This window comes from Vibrio sp. Hal054, assembly GCF_037162405.1.
GTDB lineage: Bacteria > Pseudomonadota > Gammaproteobacteria > Enterobacterales > Vibrionaceae > Vibrio > Vibrio diazotrophicus.
The window spans coordinates 1,382,528-1,406,353 of record NZ_JARLUT010000002.1 but is presented as its reverse complement, the minus strand read 5'-3'; the positions used below and the strand labels follow the sequence as shown (position 1 = coordinate 1,406,353).

General features: G+C 39.4%; 17 protein-coding genes and 1 pseudogene. 5 read left to right on the top strand and 13 right to left on the bottom strand.

Features of this window, described 5'->3' with window-relative positions:
• Positions 1–116: 116 nt before the first annotated feature.
• The 5 genes from P4S58_RS22335 to P4S58_RS22315 form a co-directional block, all read right to left on the bottom strand.
• Positions 117–917, bottom strand: coding sequence for a hypothetical protein (locus tag P4S58_RS22335; RefSeq protein ID WP_337165803.1), 801 nt, complete (start codon positions 915–917; stop codon positions 117–119).
• A 26-nt stretch (positions 918–943) separates the two neighbouring features.
• Positions 944–2,305 (bottom strand): DEAD/DEAH box helicase, encoded by a 1,362-nt coding sequence (locus P4S58_RS22330; RefSeq protein ID WP_337165801.1) that lies wholly within the window; start codon positions 2,303–2,305, stop codon positions 944–946.
• Positions 2,302–3,612 (bottom strand): ATP-binding protein, encoded by a 1,311-nt coding sequence (locus P4S58_RS22325; protein WP_237292073.1) that lies wholly within the window; start codon positions 3,610–3,612, stop codon positions 2,302–2,304. Before P4S58_RS22325 ends, P4S58_RS22330 begins: the two co-directional genes overlap by 4 nt.
• Positions 3,613–5,895, bottom strand: a complete 2,283-nt coding sequence (locus P4S58_RS22320) for a tellurite resistance TerB family protein (protein ID WP_237292074.1) — start codon at positions 5,893–5,895, stop codon at positions 3,613–3,615. It abuts the gene before it with no gap.
• Positions 5,896–6,938: 1,043 nt separating this feature from the next.
• Complete coding sequence (locus tag P4S58_RS22315; RefSeq protein WP_237292075.1) at positions 6,939–7,193, bottom strand: hypothetical protein; 255 nt, start codon at positions 7,191–7,193, stop codon at positions 6,939–6,941.
• Positions 7,194–7,468: 275 nt separating this feature from the next.
• On the opposite strand from P4S58_RS22315, the pseudogene P4S58_RS22310 reads away from it, so the two are divergent.
• Together P4S58_RS22310 and P4S58_RS22305 are read left to right on the top strand one after the other, a co-directional pair.
• Positions 7,469–8,389, top strand: a pseudogene (locus P4S58_RS22310) (IS5 family transposase).
• Positions 8,390–8,531: 142 nt separating this feature from the next.
• Positions 8,532–8,807 carry a hypothetical protein gene (locus tag P4S58_RS22305; protein ID WP_102969789.1) on the top strand — a complete coding sequence of 92 codons (276 nt, stop codon included), beginning with the start codon at positions 8,532–8,534 and terminating at the stop codon, positions 8,805–8,807.
• Between the two features lie 12 nt (positions 8,808–8,819).
• On the opposite strand, the gene P4S58_RS22300 is transcribed toward P4S58_RS22305, so the two are convergent.
• From P4S58_RS22300 to P4S58_RS22275, 6 genes are all read right to left on the bottom strand, one after another.
• A complete protein-coding gene (locus P4S58_RS22300) occupies positions 8,820–9,287 on the bottom strand; it encodes a hypothetical protein (RefSeq protein ID WP_237292076.1) in 468 nt (155 codons plus the stop codon).
• A 219-nt stretch (positions 9,288–9,506) separates the two neighbouring features.
• Complete coding sequence (gene narI, locus P4S58_RS22295) at positions 9,507–10,184, bottom strand: respiratory nitrate reductase subunit gamma (RefSeq protein ID WP_237292077.1); 678 nt, start codon at positions 10,182–10,184, stop codon at positions 9,507–9,509.
• Positions 10,185–10,186: 2 nt separating this feature from the next.
• Positions 10,187–10,903 carry a nitrate reductase molybdenum cofactor assembly chaperone gene (gene narJ / locus P4S58_RS22290; RefSeq protein ID WP_237292078.1) on the bottom strand — a complete coding sequence of 239 codons (717 nt, stop codon included), beginning with the start codon at positions 10,901–10,903 and terminating at the stop codon, positions 10,187–10,189.
• Positions 10,900–12,441 (bottom strand): nitrate reductase subunit beta, encoded by a 1,542-nt coding sequence (gene narH / locus P4S58_RS22285; RefSeq protein ID WP_237292079.1) that lies wholly within the window; start codon positions 12,439–12,441, stop codon positions 10,900–10,902. The genes narJ and narH overlap by 4 nt, the downstream gene beginning before the upstream one ends.
• 2 nt (positions 12,442–12,443) lie before the next feature.
• The gene (locus tag P4S58_RS22280; RefSeq protein ID WP_237292080.1) at positions 12,444–16,208 is read right to left on the bottom strand and encodes a nitrate reductase subunit alpha; all 3,765 of its coding nucleotides are present in this window, start codon (positions 16,206–16,208) and stop codon (positions 12,444–12,446) included.
• Between the two features lie 103 nt (positions 16,209–16,311).
• The gene (locus P4S58_RS22275; protein ID WP_337165798.1) at positions 16,312–17,712 is read right to left on the bottom strand and encodes a NarK family nitrate/nitrite MFS transporter; all 1,401 of its coding nucleotides are present in this window, start codon (positions 17,710–17,712) and stop codon (positions 16,312–16,314) included.
• Positions 17,713–18,081: 369 nt separating this feature from the next.
• Here P4S58_RS22275 and P4S58_RS22270 point away from each other — a divergent pair, with 369 nt between their 5' ends.
• On the top strand, positions 18,082–19,755 hold the full coding sequence (locus P4S58_RS22270) for a histidine kinase (protein ID WP_237292081.1): 1,674 nt from the start codon (positions 18,082–18,084) through the stop codon (positions 19,753–19,755).
• 1 nt (position 19,756) lies between these two features.
• Positions 19,757–20,434, top strand: a complete 678-nt coding sequence (narL, locus tag P4S58_RS22265) for a two-component system response regulator NarL (protein WP_237292082.1) — start codon at positions 19,757–19,759, stop codon at positions 20,432–20,434.
• 57 nt (positions 20,435–20,491) lie between these two features.
• On the opposite strand, the gene P4S58_RS22260 is transcribed toward narL, so the two are convergent.
• A complete protein-coding gene (locus P4S58_RS22260) occupies positions 20,492–21,139 on the bottom strand; it encodes a hemerythrin domain-containing protein (protein ID WP_237292083.1) in 648 nt (215 codons plus the stop codon).
• Positions 21,140–21,426: 287 nt separating this feature from the next.
• Here P4S58_RS22260 and P4S58_RS22255 point away from each other — a divergent pair, with 287 nt between their 5' ends.
• Positions 21,427–22,509: an HPP family protein gene (locus P4S58_RS22255; protein ID WP_337165796.1), complete on the top strand. Its 1,083-nt coding sequence runs from the start codon at positions 21,427–21,429 to the stop codon at positions 22,507–22,509.
• Between the two features lie 61 nt (positions 22,510–22,570).
• Here the strand turns inward: P4S58_RS22255 and P4S58_RS22250 are convergent, their stop codons facing one another.
• Entirely contained in the window at positions 22,571–23,737 is a 1,167-nt protein-coding gene (locus P4S58_RS22250; protein ID WP_102968634.1) for a methyl-accepting chemotaxis protein, read from the bottom strand.
• Positions 23,738–23,826: the final 89 nt, after the last annotated feature.

The following is a 23,826-nucleotide window of genomic DNA, read 5'->3' as shown; positions in this document are numbered from 1 at the left end:
TTTTTGAGTTACGAAGTGCCAACTGTGAAGGTTCTGGACAGTTCGTTAGAGTTTCTACTTAAATTAGCAATATACGGATTAAATCAGGTATGGGAAGCCTATGTCTGGTACAGATATTAAACAATATTAAGCCACTCTTTAGCCCCATTTATATCAAACGCCTTTGTACCATATCCAATAGAGAGAATATCCTCAGGCAAAAACTCGTCAAACTTATCGATTTGCTTTTCCAGTACGGACTGGGCTAACTCTGTCTCACTAGGCAGTTTTTTTGAAGCTAAAGTACGTAAAGTCGATTTAACACCCTCAACGGATGTTTTTTCCACTTCAATAACACCGGCATATGCGCTAGCTTCGTATCCATTCATGATTAGGAGAGCTACAATAGTATTGACTACTTTATCTCCCAACCATGTAAACAAATAAGTACTGTTGCCAACTTTCAGCAGCGGTTTTCGTGCTAAATCTGATAGTTGAAAAAAGGTGACACTTTCCTTGAATTGTTCTCTTGCAATAGCATCTGCAAAATCCACTTTTTTATTACCGACTGAAATTCTGTAGTCACCATCTTTGAGTATGCGAAACATTTCTTGGCGAACGACGTCATGGATTGTCATTCCACTGCCGCCAAATTTTGGTGGTTTACCGCCTTTAGCGCGTTCAACATAAATGGTTTTTTTGTCACTATCGATATCATTTACTTTCCATCGTTTCCCACCAAACACAATGTTCTGCCCAACTAACACAAGTGAGTCGATAGGAAGTGTTCCCAGCGTTTTTGTCCCATTAATAACCCTGTACTCTTCTGGCGTTTTGAATACAGCATAAAATGAATAGTGACTTGTAATACGTTCACCTAAGATGCCTAAAACTAATTCACCATTACCTAGCTGAGTAATTAGATTAGTATTCCCCATATGACCTAAAAGTCCTTTGAAGTCATCTACGCCAACTTTCTGAAATGGTCCTTCTTTACAGAGCAAGTTAAATAATTGATCGGCCCGAATGCCCCCCACTGAGCTATAACAGCGAGTATTTGATGTAGAAGTGTAGAAAAGTGGTAAAGGGACGAATCTGCAGGCTCATACCATTTACTGCCGATGAGTAGCCTAATCATTGCTAGGGATTGTATTAACTCCAGGCGGAGTATATCGACAACGTTTGAATCTTTTGTGAGTTCATCCTCTGCAATCAACACTCGCAGTATAGAAGGACCACCACGTCTTCCTGAGCGTCCCATTCTCTGTCGCAGGCTCGAAATTGAGTGAGGGGCCGTAACCTGAACGACGGAGTTTACTTTTCCAATATCGATACCCAACTCAAGAGTCATGGTACACACCGCTGTAGTAGGATACTGCTCTTGTAGAAGACGTTTCTCTAGGTCTTCTCTCAATTCCTTGGCAAGCGAACCATGGTGAGGAAAGAACTCATTCGGCACGCATTGCTGATCACAGAAATCGCTAAGCGTTGCAGCAATGCTTTCAGTTCTTTTCCGGCTATTTGCAAATACTAAATGGTTACCTCCTCGACAAAATTTAAATAGGTCTTGGCAGATTTTGTATTCAGCGTCAATTGGCGTTTCACTGTCTACCTGAGCTGGGTTCACATACCCTTTGACTTGCACCTTAAGTACCGATGTCGAATTCGAGTCCCTTATTATTTTACATGGCAAAGATTGATTAGGACGAAGTGACAATGGGACTTTATCTAACTCACCGAGAGTTGCACTCAAAGCAACCCTAGGAATCGGCTTCTTCAAACTCCCAAGAAGATGCTCCAATCGATGAAGCAAAGAAAGTAAGTGATGTCCGCGCTCAGTGCCAAGAAATGCGTGAAACTCATCAATGACGATATATTTCAAATCAGAAAATGCAGACTTCATCCAGCCTGAATCTCGGATAAGCAACGATTCGAGCGATTCGGGAGTGATTAATACAATTCCCGCTGGTGTAGTTTTTAACTTATTCTTTCGGCTTTTAGCACTGTCTCCGTGCCACGGGGTGACTGGCAAATCCATTAGATCTGAGAGGCTTTCTAAACGTCTATCTTGATCATTTATTAAAGCTTTTAGCGGGCTGATATAAAGGATACCAACCCCTTCATCTTGATTAGCAATAGCACTGATTGCTGGAAGAAAAAATGCTTCAGTTTTTCCCGCAGCTGTCGAGGCACTGATAACAAGGTCTGTTTTCGCTGAAAGAATCGGCTCAATAGCTAGGCATTGGATTTCTCGTAGGTTTGCCCAACCTTGTTTAAATATCCAACGCTGAACTCGGACATCGAGCTTTTCATGTTCATTAATCATAATTTGAAGTCAGCGAGGCCATCTTCGTTTTCATCTAATTCAAGTTCAACGTCAGAGGGCTTATCTTCTTCAATTCCAACCGATGAAACTAGGTTGTTCCAGCTTATCGTTGGATTTTGATCGATTACCGCAAGCATATCCAAAAAAGCCTTTATCGTATTACGTGGAGTTCGAAAATAAGCGTCTCCAATAGTCTGACTGCAATGTTTTAGAAACGCCATTAGGGATTCGTCAGGAACAAGATATTTGCTTTCATCACCTTCGGCATAAACGTGACGCAAATTTTTTAGTAGTATATACAGCTCTTCCGGGGTCAAGCTTGCGAGGTGCAGTGCTGGAGATGAGTAATCGATAAGGCCTGCTTGCTTCGCAAAGTTATTTCCCGCAAGTCTGGACTGAAGGGCTTCATAACTATAAAGACCTTTCCTAGGATCAAGCAGGAATTCAGGCGTTCCACCAAGTAAAAAGCCTAAATACTCGGTAGTGCCTTGTAGACAGTCGTTGAGAATTCGTAATATTTGTTCATAGTTAGAAGTCCTAGCTGTTGTGTTATTCAACTTATACAGATTTACCATTTCATCGAGGTTAACGAGCAACCCCTGATATCCCGCTTGGCGAACGAATAGACTCATTATTTTGAGTGCATCATAAAAAGACGTATCTGAAATTATTGTTCTGACGCCTAAATCTTTGCGGGCGTCCGTTTTAGTTGAATATTCAGCGCGAAGCCATTTTATGGCATTAGCTTTTTGTGTGTCATTGTCTTCTTCATGTCCAATCCAATAAGCCTCAATGACTTTGGCGAAGTCATATCCACCGACAAGATCAGAAATTGAAGATAGCTTTTCATGTATAACTGTATTAATGTTTTTTCCAGTCGTATCAGCTTCCTTTCTCGTTTCAGTGATAAACTTTTCAACCACACTGGTTAGCGCATTTCCATCTGGTTTATTGCGCGTGGACATATTGCGCATTAGTTCTGAGTATAGATTTCTAGCTTGCCCAGCAGATGCATGCATTCGTCTATCAGGAGACAAGTCAGCATTAACAGTTACCAACTTTCTTTCTAAAGCAATAGCTCGAACAACACTTAAGAAAAATGTTTTGCCTGATCCATATTCTCCAATAATAAGCCTAAAGGCTGAGCCTCCATCGGAGATGCGTTCAATATCTTGAAGAAGTGCTTTTAGCTCGTTAACGCGACCAACTTGAATATGCTGAATCCCAACTTTGGGAGTTACACCAGATTTCAGCGATTGGATAATTGCATCTCTTTCTTTTGCACGTATTTTTTTTGCAACCATCATTTAACCTTTTAATTCTTTTACAATTTCTAGATCGACGTATATATCACCATCATCATCCAAGACAGGAGCATCTACTTTTTCGTAAGCCCAGTCATTGATAGTTTCTATAGCGCCATCAACCATTAAGTTAAGTTTCTTACAAAGTTCATGAACTTCATTTCGAGGCCATATTTCTTTACTAAGCAGCATATCGAACAGATTTTTATGCTCATTATCCAGTCCATCATGGCCTGTAGAGAACGAACTCATCGTCTCTATTTCTGGTTCGATATCAACCGTAAATATGCTTTCTAACATGCTCTTGGCATCGCTGGTATCACTCTCATGCATCGCCAGAATGTCCTCATCCAACTGGAACTTACCTCCGCTTTCGTCTGTATTTGTTGGATAGGAGGAATTAGGTGTTCTTGTGGATGCTAGGTTGTGAATGTCGCTCGTAACAAGTGATTTATCTAATCCTAGGCATGTATAGATTTTCTCCATTTGTTTTATTTCAGATGAATCGACCTTACCGTCAGCAAGAGCAATTGAAATCATAAATTTCTTTAAGGATTCAATTTGTGGTGAATTGAGTTGCTCTATTCTTGCTTTTAATCCCGCAGTATTCGCTGGACTATTAAGTCGCCACGTCAGATAAGCATTCAGTGAACTTTTCTCGGATGGAGACAGTCGGTCATCATGTTCAATTAGTTTTTGCAGCGTCAGTTTTTCATCTTGGTCAACGATACCGTCAATAGTTGCCACCATTGTACCAAGCCTCATCCACAGACTTACTTGGTTGAAAGCCGAGCTAGGTTCAAAAAATTCACCATGCCCTGGTGAGAACAATACAATGTTGCCATCAGCTTTGAACTTGGTTTGATGAAAACGCATATCCGGGGCGATACCTATATCAGCTTTAGCAGCAAGTTTGATAAGGAGCTCGTTTTCTTTCTTGTTCATAGATTTGGGAAGCGGTATTCCAGTGTGAGACCAGAACTCTTTAACAGTTGTTATTCCGTTATTATTCTGAACTACTTGAACAGCCCATGACTTAAAAGATTCAATGACTGATGAGTTGGATTCATTTGCTAGTTCTTTTGGTAGTAACATCAGTGCGGCTATATCATTTTTCGAGGTATCAGCCTTGCCTAAGTAGCGACTATAGCTACTTAACTCTTCTGCACACTGCTCTGCAATAGGAATAAGCTTGTTTATGGGACCTTTGAGAATACTCGGATCAGGCAACTCTTCCAGATTTAAATCAATACCATTAATGCCGTTGCTTGCTGCGTGATATGAGAGTCGAAGCTTTGTTTTGTTTGGCTTGACTGATATACCCTTGCCAAATTTTTGAGAGAATCTTATTTCGAAAAGTTTCCGAAACTCCTTTTCACATCTACGAGCTGGAGTTTTTAGCGAATATTCAAATGTATCTTTTAACCAGTCTAAAGCTAACTCAGCTCCAACGGGTTGCCCATTAACTATGGTTTTGGCTAGTTTCAGCTTGAATGACAATGCATTGTTTGTATCTGGTATTTTTGCAATCCGTTGTTCAAGTAGAGTCGGTCTGAGCAAAGCCATCAACTCAAGAAAATTGGCTGAATATCCTCTAAAAGAGCGGTTTGTATTGAACACTTTATGGAGACGTAATACCTCTTCAAATATTGTGGTAAATTCTTGATCGGATACCTGTGAGCTAGTTTGATTTTCAATGATTCTTCTTTCAAAACCATAGAAGTAAATGAATACGTATCCGATTGGTGTGTTTGGATCAGAGCGGTCAGACGCTAACCAGTCTAGATAGGCACCTCTGCACTCTTTTGATAAAGAGGAATAACTTGGCCAGTACCCTAGTGTTTCGTCGGTATGTAATTCCGCCCCGATTTTCATTAAAGATTTCGATGCGGGGCGTTCCTCATCGATAAGAGATGGTTCTACCCCATATCCATCAAGTGAGTTCATTATCCCACCAAAGTAAAAAAGACCTTTGTTGAGGTTTCTTCCGATAATAGTGAGCTGTTCACTTTCGCCAACCCATCGGCCCTTTTGTTTGTTAGACGATTTTTCAGCTTCTCTTCCAAAACTCGTGTGAATTGTAAACGTTGCAAACTCTTCATCATTTTCATTGTATGAGGAAACTGATATCGCTTGCGTGCCATAAGCATCACTCTTTTGAACAGAAGGCTTTGAGACTGTATTGTTTTTGGGAGAGTTATAGCTGTTGGAAGTTTTGGACTTAGAGTTCCTAGTTATCAGCTTGTACAGAATATAGATGATGATAGCCCCAACAAAAAATTCCATTTTTTACCTTTGTATCAATGAGGTAGATAGGTCCTAACAACCACCTACTCAGTAGTCAATAAATGGCATATTGATGTATTAGATAAACTAGGTCAAATGGAAGCATAGCAAAGTGTGAGGTGTTTTAATGATAAAATACAAAGGGGCAGTTTCGTGACGGCAGAAATCAAACTGACACGTTATGGGCAGTTGTGAGTTTAATACGCATGTTGTGAAACGCACGTTGTGAAATTAATTTTTGGATTAAATTTAATCACTTAAAACACAAAGCACCATTAGTTTTAATGGCAACAAAAGACATTTTTTGCCTTAAAAATTAGGATATCTCATTATACAAAAGATGGTTATATAACTATTAACTTAAAAATTACAAAACAAAGGACACTAATCAATATGCTGTTCTTAAGTGAAATCTCAGTTTGGCCTTAAGTGAGACATTTTTATCTTAGGCTCGACTATTATCACATCACTTTTACATCATAACTCATTGTTATTCATCGTTTAACAATAACGCCTTAGTAATTGTGTTTGTAATTCGATCAAATTTTAAGATCTGTTGTCCGCTTCCCAAGACAAATTTCACCTAGTCTTTGGAGGTGCCCGAAGATGTTATTCACAGTAATTAATGTATGATTCGAAATCATCAGTTGTTCTACCTGTAGCGCCTCCAATTAAGTGTAAATCTGGCAATTTAACACACGTATTCAATTGAAATGTCACCCCTTGAAGGGTTTTGAGTCGTTCATGTATCACCTCCATGCGGGCGTATCTTAAGTAATTACATGTAAACCCGAAAAGCTTTGTCTGATATAACATATCAAACAAAGCTGAGTACATATCATGTTATAAGAAAAGTAGGTCAGTCACTGAGCTAAGGAGGCTCTCAGGACTCCATGTCAAGATTGATGTACGGGGTATTTTTGATTCAGACGGATTCCTTCAAACAAGCTGCTGCACAATTGGAAAAGTCATTAAGCCATTAGTCAGTCTTATTAAATAGACGGTACGGCTGCAACACATATAGAGGCAAAAATGCGTTGCAGTTATTTAATGGGGAAGTGTTTTTCCTCATATTCTTCAACCAATGCAGCGAGCCTTTCAAGCTCGTCACCTTCAGGAGTGCCGGGTTCGGCTGCATCAAACAGTGATTCAATTCGCTTCAACGCGGCCTTGTAATCACTTTCAGAAATTTCAAGGCCCAACTCATCCAATGTTACCTCAGCTAGTTCATCACTATGCGCAGTATGGGGTGTCATCCCCTCGACCAGTTCTTTTTCAGATAACCGTTTTTTGCTCACAACTCGTCTTTCCATTCAAAATGAGATTAGATAATTTATAGCAATACTGAGTTCTTAGCTACAGCGCAAGGTTTGTCCTGAAACACGCAATGGGGCAGATATTTGTTAGCTAATTTCCCGCTAACCCTCTTTTGAATTCTTTGACGCTTGTTTGACACAACTATTCAATGTTCTTGGACATATTAAAATCAGTAATGGCTTTGTTGCGTAATTCGATGGAACTAAATCAGGAAGTTACGATCTGATCGGCTAAATCAGTTAATCATCGTAGCCTTATGTCGAAACCTCGTTATAAAACAACTAACTGGAAACAGTACAACAAAGCTTTAATCAATCGCGGTTCACTCACTTTTTGGATTGATGAAGATGCCATTCGCGAATGGAAGCAAAGCAAACCGGACAAACGAGGCAGGCCTCGTCAATTCAGTGACCTAGCTATTACTACCGCACTGATGGTAAAACGCATTTTTTCTATACCATTAAGAGCGCTACAAGGTTTCATAGACTCCGTATTTAAGTTGGCTAACATGCCGCTTGTTTGTCCGCATTACACCTGTATAAGCCGTTGAGCTAAAGAAGTAGAGGTTTCATTTAAAACCAAAACTAGAGGTGTGATACAGCATTTGGCCATTGATGCCACTGGTCTCAAGGTCTATGGCGAAGGTGAATGGAAGGTGAAAAAGCATGGTACTGATGGGAAGCGCAGAGTCTGACGTAAGCTACATTTAGCAGTAGATACCCACACCCACGAAATAGTCGCAGCAGAGCTGAGTTTATCTAACGTTACCGATGCCGAAGTGCTTCCAAACCTACTTAAACAGACACGTCGTAAAATCGCCGAAATATCAGGTGATGGTGCTTATGACACAAGACATTGCCATGATGCAATACGAATCAAGCGAGCGGTTCCGCTCATCCCGCCACGGGAGGGGGCGACCTTTTGGGAGCGGGGGCATCCTCGCAATTTAGCGGTAGGTTGTCAGAAACTTTACGGCTCGAACAATAAGTGGAAAAAGCGGTATGGCTATCATAAGCGCTCGCTATCAGAGACGGCAATGTATCGAGTGAAACAGTTGTTGGGTGGGAAACTCAGTCTTCGAAATTACAACGCTCAGGTTGGTGAAACTTATGCAATGATTAAAGCGCTGAACAAGCTTACAGGGCTTGGTATGCCTGAAACTCGTTATATTGTATAAAACGCGCTCAACTTTAGGCAGCTTAATCTCTCGTCTGAATTACGCAACAAAACCAATACGAACTGTTAAAAACTTTTAACTCTTTAGGATAACTGAAATTTAGGTTTCTATCATCGATAATGCCGTATCGAGAGGTGAGTTTATGAACAGAAAACCAGACAGAATAACGGCGATGCAGCAAATAATTGATGCCGTTAAAGTAGAATTTCCACTATACAATGAAGATACTTTTAAATGTGGAACTGATAATAATTGTATCGGTTGCCCTAAAAAGCTAATGGAACTTGTCGATTCCGAATTATCCTATTGGCAACATCAACTAAATAGGGGAGTTCCACCTACATTTGATGAAATATATTCATTTGGGAAAATGTGCAAAAATGTACGGCGTGCTCTTGTAAGAAATAAAAGACTATAGATTTATCTCTTATCATGTTTTAACATCAATAAACTCCGACAAAATATAGTTACTATTTTTTCTATTTCTCTCAATATCTCCAACCAAATCATCCAATCCATCAAAAAAGTACACTGTTAATTTTTTATTGTGAGGGAAGAGCTCAAGGCTTATGAACTTTCGTTTGGATTTATAGACTCTAACTCTTGATAAATCTACCCATGAAAACTTAAGTGCTTTCTCTCTTACCCGATAAACTACTCCATTTTTATCTATCACAAGTACTGTATTCGTTAGAAAATAAATACGTACTATCGTTATTAATAGTGTTGTTAAAAACAAAATGACACTAGAGTTTTTTATAGTAATAATTAGTTGTTCATTTATATCAACGCTAATAATGAGTGAAGTTAGATAAGCTAACAACAACCAAAGTAAAGTAAGGATAAATGGTTCTAATCCTTTCTTTAAAAGGTATTTTTTTGAGACATGATACACCATACCTTGCCCTTACCATTAAAATCGATATCCCCTTCCTACTTGAAGCTGCAGCGGTGTTGACTGCGTTCGCTCACCCCAATCACATAGTTCATCTATGCTCATGGAGATTCACTCACTTGTCGCCTACCTGCAACTCCAAGTAGTTTGGGTATAATCAATTTAATCAAAAATATAAGCAAAGTGAGCACGTTATCAAGGTGCTCACTTCGTTAAAGGGAATTATCTTCTGCTTCTCACTATTTGATAGCGACGCGTCAGATATTCAACCGGAACGCTCCAGATATGTACCAAACGACAGAATGGGAAGAGTAAGAAAATCGTCATACCTAGCACCATGTGCAGTCTAAAAATAAAGCTCACCCCTTCAAGATTACCAGATGCTCCCGCATGGAAAGTCACTACATCTTGCGCCCAGCCAACCAGTTTCATCATTTCACTGCCATCCATATGCTGCGCTGAAAACGGGATGGTCAAAACACCGAGTGATGCCTGAACCACCAGCAGTGTTAAGATCATGATATCGGCAAATGAGGATGTAGCACGAACTCGCACATTCGTTAAACGACGTTTAAGTAACATGGCACCACCGGCGATGGTCATCAAACCACACGCGCCGCCAGCTATCATGGCAATAGCTTGCTTAGTTGGCAGAGAAAGGAATGACTCATACACCCAGTGTGGGGTTAACATACCGAAAAAATGGCCTAAAAAGATGCCGATAATGCCGATGTGAAATAACCCAGAAGCTAGACGCATGTTGGTATTATCCAGTAGCTGACTGGAACCTGCTCGCCATGTGTATTGACCATAATCGTATCGAACCCAACTGCCGATTAGAAATACTGCACCGGCAATATATGGGTAGATGTCAAAGAAAAAACCACTTAGAAAATTCATGGTTAAGCTCCATTTAATGCATTGATGTCTAGGTACTGTGGAACAACAGCATCAGCAAAGCGTCGCTGATGTTGAACTTGCTGTGCCGAAGCACATCCCTCTTCACCTAAGAATTTAATCTGCTCTTCTTCCCACACCGCATCGAGAGCTTGCGGTGTATAATCTTTTGCTTCTTTAGCAACCGTGTCGGCTAATACTTGCTGAGCAATCATTTCACCAGACAATTCAACCAAAGTTTGTAGCAACACCTTATAGTGACTCTCCCTCTGAGTGAGTCGCTCTTGCAGCAAAGCCAAAATTGGCGCGATATCTTTTAAACCCTCGACAGCCTCACCACTTTCTAAACGTGACAGGTACTCCAAATACGTTGGCAAGTAATCGGGTAACTGTTTAGAAATAAGCTCCATTCCTGCACTGGCATACTGATTAATCAGATCAATCATCGCCTGGCCTCGATCGCGAGATTCACCGTGCACGTGTTCAAACAACAACAAGGAGAGTGAACGACCTCGGTCAAACAGATCACAATAATCGGCTTGTTTGTCCATTAAGGGCCCTTTAGCTATAAGTTTGATAAACGCATTGAGTGCCACTTTTTGCTGGTTAGTGAGTTCATGACACAAGTCAATCGCATTGTGCAATTCAGTTGCGCTTTGCCAAACATCCTCTTCCGGATAATCAAGTAACAGAGCTATTAACTGTAACGATTTCATGGTCATGACTCGTCTCCTAATGTCTTAGCAGTAATATCAATGGCATTAATTCGTTGGCTATTAAACAGATTAAACTTGCTATCATCACCGCCATGGCAACCATTACCAAAGCTGAATCCACAACCTTTTGCTTCTGGGAAAGCTTCTTTAGCCAATTCACGATGACTACTTGGCACAACAAAACGGTCTTCATAGTTGGCGATAGCAAGGTAGCGATACATCTCCTGTGCTTGGTGAGCAGTCAAACCAACCTGTTCAAGCGCACTGGTATCAAGTATGCCGTCAACAGTTTCGGCGCGTTTAAAGTGACGCATCGCCAGCATACGATTTAGCGCATTTAACACCGGAGCTGTTTGTCCAGCAGTTAACATATTGGCTAAGTACTGAAGCGGAATACGTAAGCTCTTCACATCGGGCAATACACCTTCACTACCAATAAACCCGGCGTCTGAGGCAGACTGAATTGGTGACAACGGTGGAACATACCAAACCATGGGTAAAGTACGATATTCAGGGTGCAGAGGTAGAGCGAGTTTCCAATCTATCGCCATCTTATACACTGGAGAGTTTTGCGCAGCCTGAAGTACGCTTTCTGTAATACCTTGCTTTAATGCCTCTTCAATCACTTTTGGATCGTTTGGATCTAAGAAGATATCAAGCTGATTCTGATACAAATCGGCGGTATTGGTTGCGGATGCCGCCTCTTCAATGCGATCAGCATCGTACAGAATGACACCAAGGTAGCGAATACGACCGACACAAGTTTCAGAACATACGGTTGGTTGGCCCGCTTCAATACGCGGATAACAGAAAATACATTTTTCTGACTTACCACTCTTCCAGTTGAAATAGATTTTCTTATACGGACAACCCGTTAAGCACATACGCCAGCCACGACATTTGTCTTGGTCAATCAGAACGATGCCGTCTTCTTCACGCTTATAGATAGCGCCACTCGGACACGTAGCCGCACACGCTGGGTTTAAACAGTGCTCACACAGGCGAGGTAAATACATCATGAACGTATTTTCAAACTGCCCGTACATCTCTTTTTGCATAGCGTTGAAGTTCTGATCGGCCGAACGCTTTGAAAATTCTCCACCGAGGATCTCTTCCCAGTTCGGACCTTTCTCAATCTTGTCCATACGTTCGCCAGTGATCAACGAACGAGGACGAGCGATTGGTTGATGCTTGCCCTGTGGCGCATTATGCAGATGTTCATAATCAAAAGTGAACGGTTCGTAATAGTCATCAATCGTTGGCATATCAGGGTTGTTGAACAGTTTTGCTAATACGCCGACTTTGTTGCCCATTTTAGGCTCAAGTTTGCCTTTGATATTACGGATCCAACCTCCTTTCCATTTTTCCTGATTTTCCCAATCGGTCGGATAACCAGTACCAGGTTTACTCTCTACGTTGTTAAACCACGCATACTCCATGCCTTCACGGCTGGTCCAGACGTTTTTACAGGTAACAGAACAGGTATGACAGCCGATACACTTATCTAAGTTAAGTACCATGCCGACTTGTGAACGAATTCTCATGCTTATTTCTCCCCTGCCTGACCACTGTACATGTTAGGTGCTTGTGTATAATCGTTGTTTTCGTTGTCCAACCATTTCACTTCTTTCATACGACGAACAACAACAAACTCGTCGCGGTTAGATCCCACAGTGCCGTAGTAGTTAAAACCATAAGCCTGATGAACATAGCCACCAATCATGTGCGTCGGTTTAGGACAAACGCGAGTCACCGAGTTATGGATACCGCCACGTTGTCCGGTAATCTCTGCTCCGGGGATGTTGACTAAACGTTCTTGTGCGTGATACATCATCACCATACCTTCTGGTACACGTTGACTCACGACAGCACGAGCGGTTAATGAGCCATTGGTGTTAAACGCTTCAATCCAGTCGTTGTCTTCAATGCCAAGATCTTTTGCATCAATTTCGCTCATCCATACAATTGGGCCACCACGTGACAATGTCAGCATCAGTAGGTTTTCACTGTAAGTTGAGTGGATACCCCATTTTTGGTGTGGCGTGATCCAGTTCAGCGCCTTCTCTTTATTACCATTACCTTTTTTACCCATAATGTCGTGCACTGTACGGGTATTGATTGGCGGTCGGTAAGCAATCAAACTTTCACCAAAATCGCGCATCCATTGATGGTCTTGATACAACTGTTGACGACCAGTCACTGTACGCCATGGGATCATCTCATGTACGTTGGTGTAACCCGCGTTATAAGAAACATGTTCATCTTCCAGACCCGACCAAGTTGGGCTAGAAATAATCTTACGAGGTTGAGCCTGAATATCACGGAAACGAATTTTCTCTTCTTCTTTATTGATAGCCAGATGACGGTGCTCACGACCAGTAAATTCACTCAATGCATCCCATGCTTTTACGGCTACATGACCATTGGTTTCTGGTGCTAAAGTTAAGATTACCTCGGCCGCATCGATCGCTGATTCAATCTTAGCTAAGCCCTCAGCGGCACCTTCATGGTGAACGTAGTTGAGTTTTTTCAACAATTCGACTTCGTTATCAGTATTCCAGTTAATGCCTTTACCACCGTTACCCTGACTATTTAACAGTGGGCCTAACGCGGTAAATCGAGCGTAAGTATTTGGATAGTCGCGTTCTACCGTCATAATGTGTGGTGCTGTTTTACCTGGGATGAGGTCGCATTCACCCAGTTTCCAGTCTTTAACATCGAATGCCTGAGCAATCTCTGCTGGCGAATCATGTTGGATCGGTAACGTAACCACGTCGGTCTCTTTACCTAAGTGTCCCTGACATACGTGAGAGAAGGCCTTGGCAATACCTTTATAGATCTCCCAGTCAGATTTTGCTTCCCATGCTGGATCGACTGCGGCTGATAGTGGGTGAATAAACGGATGCATATCCGATGTATTCATGTCATCTTTTTCGTACCAGGTCGCCGTTGGCAATACGATATCCGAGAACAGGCAGGTGCTGGACATACGGAAATCTAGTGTAACAACAAGATCCAGTTTGCCTTGTGTCGCCGTATCCTTCCATTCAACCTCATTCGGTTTAGTTACACTGTAATCACCCAGATCTTTACCTTGAATACCATGTTCGGTGCCCAGTAAGTATTTCAGCAGGTACTCATGACCTTTACCCGATGAACCCAGCAGGTTAGAACGCCAGATAAACATATTACGTGGATAATGATCTTCGGGTTGCTCAGATGCGAAACGAATTTCACCCTCTTTCAATGCTTTAACGGTGTAATCGGTTGCAGAAAGCCCTGCCTCACTCGCCTGTTTCGCGATGTGTAACGGGTTAACGTTAAGTTGTGGCGATGATGGCAGCCAGCCAAGACGCTCAGCTTTAACGTTCATATCGATCAGATGCTCGCTATAACGGGTTTTATCCGCCAACGGGGATAACAACTCCTGAGTATTGAGTTTTTCGTAGCGCCATTGACTAGAATGGTTATAGAAGAATGATGTACCGTTCATATGACGCGGCGGTTTCTGCCAGTCAAGGCCGAATGCCAGAGGCTGCCAACCGGTTTGTGGACGAAGTTTCTCTTGACCCACATAGTGTGCCCAGCCACCACCACTTTGACCTACACAACCGCAGAACACTAGCATGTTGATCAGACCACGGTAGTTCATATCCATGTGATACCAATGGTTAAGACCAGCACCAACGATGATCATTGAACGGCCGCGTGTTTTCTCTGCATTATCTGCAAATTCACGGGCAATACGGCTAATATCATCGGCAGAAACACCGGTGATTTTCTCAGCCCAAGCCGGTGAATAAGCCTTAATTTCCGTATATTCTTGTGCACAACTTGGATCGTTTAGACCACGTTCAACACCGTAGTTGGCTAACGTTAGATCGTAAACCGTAGTGACATAAGCTTGAGAACCATCGACTAATTTAATGCTTTTCGCTGGCAATTTACGATTGATGGAATCAGCCAAAGGGACGCTATTAAAGTGCTCATGCTCTAAGCCACCAAAATATGGGAAAGCAACATCAACTACATCGTCTTGATCGGCAATGCCTAAACGCAAACTCACATCACCTTGCGTTTCACCAGCAAGTTGGTCTAAATTCCACTTCCCTTTCTCTCCCCAGCGATAACCCGCAGACCCATTTGGCGCAACCAGTTCACCAGTGAGATCATCAATAGCAATGGTTTTCCAGTCAGGGTTGTTCTCTTCACCTAGATTATTAACCAAATCAGAAGCACGTAGGAAACGTCCTGCGGTAAAACTGCCATCTTCACGACGGTCAAGTTTCACCAGCATCGGCATATCCGAATACTGACGCAAATAATTCTGGAAGTACTCAGATTGGCGATTAACATGGAATTCACGCAGAATGACATGACCCATCGCCAACGCAACTGCGGTGTCTGTACCTTGTTTTGGATTTAACCAATGGTCACACAGTTTCGCCACTTCTGCGTAGTCGGGAGTGATAGCAACTGTCTTGGTTCCCTTATAACGAACTTCAGTAAAAAAGTGCGCATCCGGCGTACGGGTTTGTGGGATGTTAGAACCCCAAGCAATAATATACGATGAGTTATACCAATCCGCAGATTCTGGTACATCTGTCTGTTCACCCCAAGTCATCGGTGATGCTGGTGGTAAGTCACAGTACCAATCATAGAAACTTAAGCATGAACCACCGATAAGTGACAGATAACGCGCACCAGCAGCATAAGAAACCATTGACATCGCAGGAATTGGAGAGAATCCAACCACTCGATCAGGACCGTGTTGTTTGACGGTATGCACGTTAGAAGCAGCAATAATCTCGTTCACTTCCTGCCATGAACTGCGGACGAAACCACCTCGCCCACGGGCCGTTTTATACTGTTTGGCTGAGGTTGGGTTAGTGACAATAGATTGCCAAGCGTCAACAGGATCTGAATAGCGTTGTTTCGCTTCACGCCATAATTTAAGAAGTGGTTTGCGCACCATCGGATATTTCAAACGGTTAGCACTGTATAAATACCAAGAGTAACTCGCACCACGTGGACAACCTCGCGGCTCATGATTGGGCAAATCCGGGCGTGTTCTCGGGTAGTCCGTTTGCTGAGTTTCCCAAGTCACTAAACCGTTCTTAACATATATTTTCCAACTGCATGAACCCGTACAGTTTACGCCGTGAGTCGAGCGAACCACTTTGTCATGTTGCCAACGTGTTCTGTATCCATCTTCCCAATCACGGTTCGTATTTAGCGTTTGTCCGTGTTCACCAGAAAAAGAATCTCCGACTTGTTTAAAGTATCGAAATCGATCCAAAAACTTGCTCATTCAGTGTTTCTCCTATATTTAGGAACTAATTATTATTTATTTTTAATTATTAATTAAAAGCTAATATCAACGATTAAATAAATATTCGAATTGGATATGTATTTTATTTTTTTGTTGCATAACCATTTTCTATATTTCGTCCATAAACGAACCATGTAATAATGGAACAAACAACATAGAAAAATAGAAATATTATTAAGGCGCTTGATGCTGTTCCTGTAATGGAAAGCGATAAACCAAAAGCTTGAGGAATAAAAAAACCACCAAATGCGCCAATAGCCGATATAAATCCTAATGCTGCGGCGGTGTCCGTGCCAGATTTACGAGCAATAACGTCTTCGCCCAAACCTGCCGCTCTTCCTTGCAGCGTAACAATACGTCGGAACAACACGGCTATCATTTGAAATGTTGAGCCGCTGCCAATACCTGCACAGGCAAATAAACCCATAAAGATAACAAGAAAAAGAACAAATTTACCTGATGAATTTTCTGATGACATGACAAAGAAGATAAGAGTGGTTAATAACGCCATTAGAACGAAATTCAAAAACGTAACTTTTATACCGCCAAATTTATCTGACCAAGCGCCACCAACTGGTCGCATAAGCGCTCCAATAAGTGGACCAACAAAAGCAAATTTTAAAACATCAACTTCAGGAAACTGAGTTTGGGACAACATAGCAAAACCAGCAGAGAAGCCAATAAACGAACCAAATGCTGAGAGATATAATAAACTCATCAGCCATAGATGCCCCTGCTTAAGTACTTTTACCTGTTCTTTGAATGAGGCTTTGGCATTTTCTATATCGTTCATTCCAAACCAGGAGATAACACTAAGCAGCAAAATGGGCGGAACCCAAATCCATGCTGCGTTTTGTAATTGCAGACCTTGAGGTTGCGAACTAAACCATTGAATGGAAATAGCGATAGGAACCACCAACTGCATTATGCTTACACCTAAGTTTCCAAGGCCACCGTTTAAACCAAGCGCACTGCCCTGCATTGCTTTGGGATAAAAGAAGCTGATATTAGCCATGCTCGACGCAAAGTTCGCACCACCTAAACCGCATAACAGAGCAATCATGACAAAAGTGGAATATGAAGTATGAGGATTACTGATTGCTATTCCAAGCCAAACCACTGGTACAACAAGCATAAGTGTGCTAAATGCGGTCCAACGTCTACCGCCAAATATTGAGATAGTAAAAGAGTAAGGAATGCGGCCGAGTGCACCGGAGACCGAAGGTAATGCTGTTAGTAAAAAAAGCTGCTCAGTGGTAAATGAAAAACCGACTTTTGGCAGGTTAACTGCAACGGCACTAAAGATCATCCAAACACAAAACGACAATAGAAGACAGGGAATCGAAATCCATAAGTTTCGCTTTGCAATGTGTTGCCCCTGAGATAACCAAAATGCTTTATCTTCAGGGAACCATTGTTTAATTGAATGAGTACTTATTCGATCAGACGACGCCATGTCCTTTGTATCTATATTTATTGACATGATTAACACCATTATTATTGGAAAAACCAGTATATTTAGTGCTAACCACGCATTAAAATGGTTGATTTAGATCAAGAACATATGCCTAATATAATCGTCTTGGTTGGCAACACTACTCGTTATAGTTATACCCCAAGCTTATAACTCACTGATATTAATGAATATACATTATCTAGCTTGAAGAGCCACCAAAGCAAACTATTAGGTATTAACCCACAAGTAGTATGTCGCATACCTTAAAAAAGCGATATGTTATTGGTAATACAACAACCTAGTTTCTTAGATAAAACAATGAATTTTTTAAACATATCGATAACCAAAAAAATTTCATTCTTTATATTAATACTTTGTAGTATGTCGATCTCTGGAATGCTTATTTCACTTATAACTGTAGACAATATTCAAGGTCGAACCCACATTGTTAATAAAATTGGGTCAATAAGAATGCTAATTTATAAATCCATTATTCCCAAAGAAAATCATACTCCGTCAGAAAATATCAACATTATTAAATCAATACTAAATAATCCTGAAATCAATGACTATATGATAGGAAGTGATTTAAGTGTTGAGCATAATGAATTGGTAGATTTCTTTAAAACAAAGATAGAAAACAAAGATATTGATTCAATAAAATTAAATTTAGATAGATTTGTAAATAAAACCAATATTTTAATTAATAAAGTAGAACGTAGTACAGAGAAAAGCATCAAATCATTAGAATATATTCAAAAATTCTTTACTATTCTAGTTATCATATTTGGATTATATGCAATTAACAATTTATACTCAAGGCTATTTAAACCTTGGATATCACTATTGGATATATCGAGATCGATTAAATCTGGAGACTTTAGCAAGAGATTCGTCGTACAGAAACACAAAGATGAAATGAATGAATTGGGTGACTCGGTTAATTTAATGTCTGACAGTTTAAAAGAAATGTATATGAATTTGGAGCAGATCGTTTACCAAAAGACTGAGGATCTTAATCAAAAAAATAAATATTTAGATTTTCTTTACCGAGCATGTAAAAAATTTAACAATGAACAGTACAGTTGCGAAATGTTAGCACCATTAACGCAAGAATTAATCGAATTAACTAATATATACAAGGTAAGAATTTCGATTAAGGATTATCAAGAAAGCGATAGTAATCAAATATTCGATTTCGGATCATTAAATAGACCTGTCTTTTGTGAAAACTCTCACTGCAATCTTTGCTTCGATAAAGATAAACCGATGATTGAAAATGTATCTTCAATTAGTATAAGACTAAAAGATTCTAGCAATGATTATGGTGAAATTATCATATCAACAGATAGTACATCCCCCTTAAATACAGAAAATGAACAGTTAATAATTACATTTTCCGAATTATTAACACAATCACTTGCCGTTTTCTATAAAATTCAACAAGACCAACAGCTATTAATTTTAAAAGAACGAAATACAATCGCTAGAGAACTACACGATTCAATTGCTCAATCTCTCTCTTGCCTAAAAATAAAGTTAAGTATTTTACAAATGGATTTGTCTAATCTAAGCAATGAACAGGTAGAAATTCTTAATGAAATGAGAGAAGAAATAAACGTTGCATATAGCCAACTTCGAGAATTACTAACCACTTTTAGATTGAAATTAGATGGACTAGGATTTTTACCCGCACTAGAAAACACCGTAACTGAATATAAGAAAAAAATAGGTACAAAAATAGATTTCAGTTATACAATTCCTGCTAATACAATATCGATTCATCATTCAATACATTTAATACAAATCATTCGTGAACTATTGAACAACATTTATAAACATGCACAAGCATCATACGTATCTCTAAATTTATCAATGGAAGATAACAATATATCTCTGGTTGTTCTCGACGATGGCTGTGGATTTTCTACGTCACAAGAAAGCTCCCGTTATGGATTAAAGATTATTGGTGATAGAGCACAGTCTTTATCAGGCAAATGGGATATTATATCTTCTCCTGGTAAAGGGACTCAATTTTGTCTAATTTTCCCTATGTATTCACGAGCGTAATATGATTAAAGAGCACACATTTACCAACGCCGACTCGGCTACAATACTATTAATCGATGATCACCCGATGTTGAGAAATGGCATAAAGCAATTACTTAATACCAGAAAGCATCTAACCGTTGTCGCAGAAGCAAATAATGGACAGCAAGGGATTGAGTATGCAATTGACTACCGACCTGACTTAATATTATTAGACCTTAATATGCCAGACCTAGGCGGTTTGAAAACATTAAAATTGTTACGAGAAAAAAACATTAAAAGTAAAATTATAATTTTTACCGTTTCAAATTATGAAGAAGATGTGTCTAAAGCAATTAAATTAGGGGCAGATGGATATCTCCTAAAAGATATGGAACCCGAAGAACTACTAGCTTCTATAGAAAATGCTTGTTTAGGGAAAACGGTCATTAGTCCTGAATTAACATCTATTTTAGTCGGAAATCTAAGAGAAAAGAAACAGGAAAAATTAACCAATGTAACGATTGATGTTCTAAGTGCTCGGGAACAGGACATACTGGAAAACATTGCTATTGGTTTATCAAACAAAATGATTGCTAACAAACTTTTCATATCCGAAAGTACAGTAAAAGTTCATGTTAAAAATATCTTAAAAAAACTACAATTACGCTCTCGAGTTGAAGCAGCAGTTTGGGTACATCAAGAAAATATCAGATTTTAATAACCAGAGATTTCTGCCTAAAACTAGATTAAGCAGAAATCCAATTTTAACCATACACTAATGTTTGAATAAAATGTTATTCTCTAGAGCAATATGTGTAAGGATGTCACTTTCAAATTGTTCTAATAATAAATATAATTTTTTCCATGATTGACAGGCATCTTCGTGAAGTTCTAAGTGATTAACCAAAACCATCAAAGAACTCAATGCCTGAATATGGTCATCATGCTCTTGCTCCATAACGAAGATTGGACCATCAGGATAAATTCCTTGGCTGATCATTGGAAACAATATTTGTTCTTCTTTTTCCATATGGCTATATAGTTCATTAGCAATAGCCTCCAAGAAATCACTCAATCCAATAGGACATTTAGGATGCTCATAATGTGTGATTTCAACGCGTTTTGCTAACTCTATCGCTTGATTCAACTGATCTCGGTGTTTTATGTGAAAATTAGTAATTATATGCTTGATTAATTCTTGATGAGGTATATCACAAAATTTAAGAAGCTCTTTATTATCTCTACTCAAATCATTTAATTTATCAATCATATCAGAATATTTAATGGCATCCTCAACGACTAAAAGTTCATTTAATGTTTTTCTTAGATTCGTATATACATTGATATCATAAGATTTCAATACATTGATTGACCCAGGAATGTTTTTTATGATCTCACACAGCGTAGTGTCATTCATGTTCATGTCTATTACCCTCTTTAATAATTTCTTATTATACTTTGAAAAAATTCAATCGATTAGTTGTACAATATTAATTGATTAAATTTACCACCAAATGATTATCACAATAATGAAAAGTAACATTCCAGTTTTGGAATTACCCATAATATAAATTACTTTTAAAATCAAATAATACAATATAACTATTAAACAATTTATCTTAACTTATATTATAAAAAGATAATTTTAAACGCTTTATTAACAATTGCTAATCACATAGAATTTTATTTTAAACTTTTACATCAATTTTTATGTCACATCTTGACCGCTTACTCAGCCTTTCATACATTGCAATACCTGTACTTCTTACATCAGCCATCATCGCGGCATTTGCAAACTATGGACATACCACCCACACAACCCCTCTATTGATTGCATCTATAGGAGCTTCTGTGACAATCATATTTGTGGTTCCTAGCAGCCCAATGGGGAAAACATGGCCTTTAGTCGGTGGACATTTAATGGCGGCATTGATAGGCATCGCATTGTCTGCGATATTCGATGACATCATAGTGTTGATCACACTGACAATCACCAGCACAATTATCATTATGATTGTACTAAAGTGTGTTCATCCACCCGGCGTAGCAACTGCTCTTATCCCTGTGCTGAGTAATACATCTCAACCAGATGTCTACTTCTTACTCGATCCCGTTTTATTGAACGTGCTTCCTCTAGCCTTATCTGGTATTGCGTATCGTAGGTGGATCACTATGAGATCTTCGAACACAACTGAAAAACCATCAATGAACTCAAAGTCTGCGCATGAAAAGTCATCACTCTACTTTGATGAATTACATGAAGTTTTGGAAACGAGAAAGGAATGGTTAGACATTGATGAAAAAACACTCGACGAAATTTTTAAACAAACCCACCTGCTCGCTTTAGAGCACAAAAGCCAAAAACTGACCTGCAAACATGTAATGACAGAAAACATTCTGGCACTCACAGAAAATGATTCAGTCTACAAAGGTCTCAACATACTTCAAAAAAATAAATTTAGTGCAATTCCTATTATAAACTCCGATAAAGAAATTGTAGGTATTTTTTCATTAGTCGATTTTTTACTTTATGTTGAAAAAAGAAAAATAAATTCGTTTGTAGGTTTATACCTCTTAGCGAAGAAAAAAACGTCTAAGACTATTGACCAATATATGAAAAGAAATCCGATTTCTATGCATAAAGATCAACATGTTGCTCGTCTTATTCCTTATTTAACCTCAGGATTTCACCATATTCCGATTACAAATGATCATAACCAGTTAGTCGGGATGGTCACACAGTCAGATCTAATCGAATTCTTGTACAACTTAAACAATAAACTAAACGATTAATAGATTTATTTCCTATGAAAAGGTTGGTTGATTTTAATAGTTTACAACCAACCAAATTCACTCAAGCAGTTTTGAACATACTCAGTTTTTCAACAACATTTTCTGTTACCTTTGTTAAATTAATACCCTGTTTTATAAGGGCCTCACAGTCAATAGCGTTCGAACTAGACAAATGTTTCAACTCATCAACTTTAGCATTTGCTTCACCAACTAGTTGACTTACCGTATGAATGTTAACTTCTTGTTCGCTTTCATTATGTTCAATAAATGACAGTACAGATCCAATGCTTTCATTGGCGATGCGAATTTCAGTTTGGCTTTTAATCGTATTTTCAGATAGAAGAGTTATCGTCGAAGTTTGCGACGACATTTGCGATCCAGCCATTTTTACAGTCGTTGATATATCAGAAACTATCGAGTTAATTTCATGCAAGCTCTCTTGCGTTGATTGCGCCAATCTTCTGACTTCATCTGCTACAACTGCAAAACCTCGACCTTGATTTCCAGCACGAGCCGCTTCAATTGCAGCATTCAATGCTAGCAAATTCGTTTGGTCCGCTAATTTTGCAATAACTGAAACGACATTTTCTATCGATAGTGTTTGCGCGGAAAGCTGATTGAAGCTCTTCTGTAACTGGTGGTTACTTTCTAAATATTGATCGAGACCTTGGACAAGGTTGTCCATCATCCCAACAGAATGCTCAAGCTTCGCGTGTGTGCTCTTTACTTGCATCTGGGTTTCTTCAGCCTTCACTTTAAGAGCGATTGAAGTGTTATCAAGCTTTTCAAGCTGTTCATTTAGTGAACTAACACTGGCATTCTGTCTTAAAATTCGATCTGAGATATTTGTCGATTTGTATTTCAATTGCGCAGAAATCTCATCTGATGCCATCGCTTGTTGCTGAATTTCTTCAAGCGCCAGCTTCACATTGCGTCTGAATGTGTTGATTACATTCAATACATTAGTAATTTCACTGTTATATTGGCTGTTAACGTTGCAAGGTATTGATAAATCTTTTCTTTCAAAGTTTTTCATATACATGGTTACATTCTTTAGAGAATCAACGCCCCAAATTTTTTCATCTATATCGTGTATAATTAAAAAAATAACAACGATGCTTTGAAGTATCTGAGAAATCATATTTTCAGTAAGAAATAATGCATTCATTAAAAGAATAATAACACCTAACCAATGCACAAACCGCATACGAATAAATAGTGAACGCATCGACTTTCCTTATTTTTAGGACTAACCATAGGTATTTTATTAACATTTGAGGCAACAAATGTTGCCCCAAGATATATAGATAAAACTAT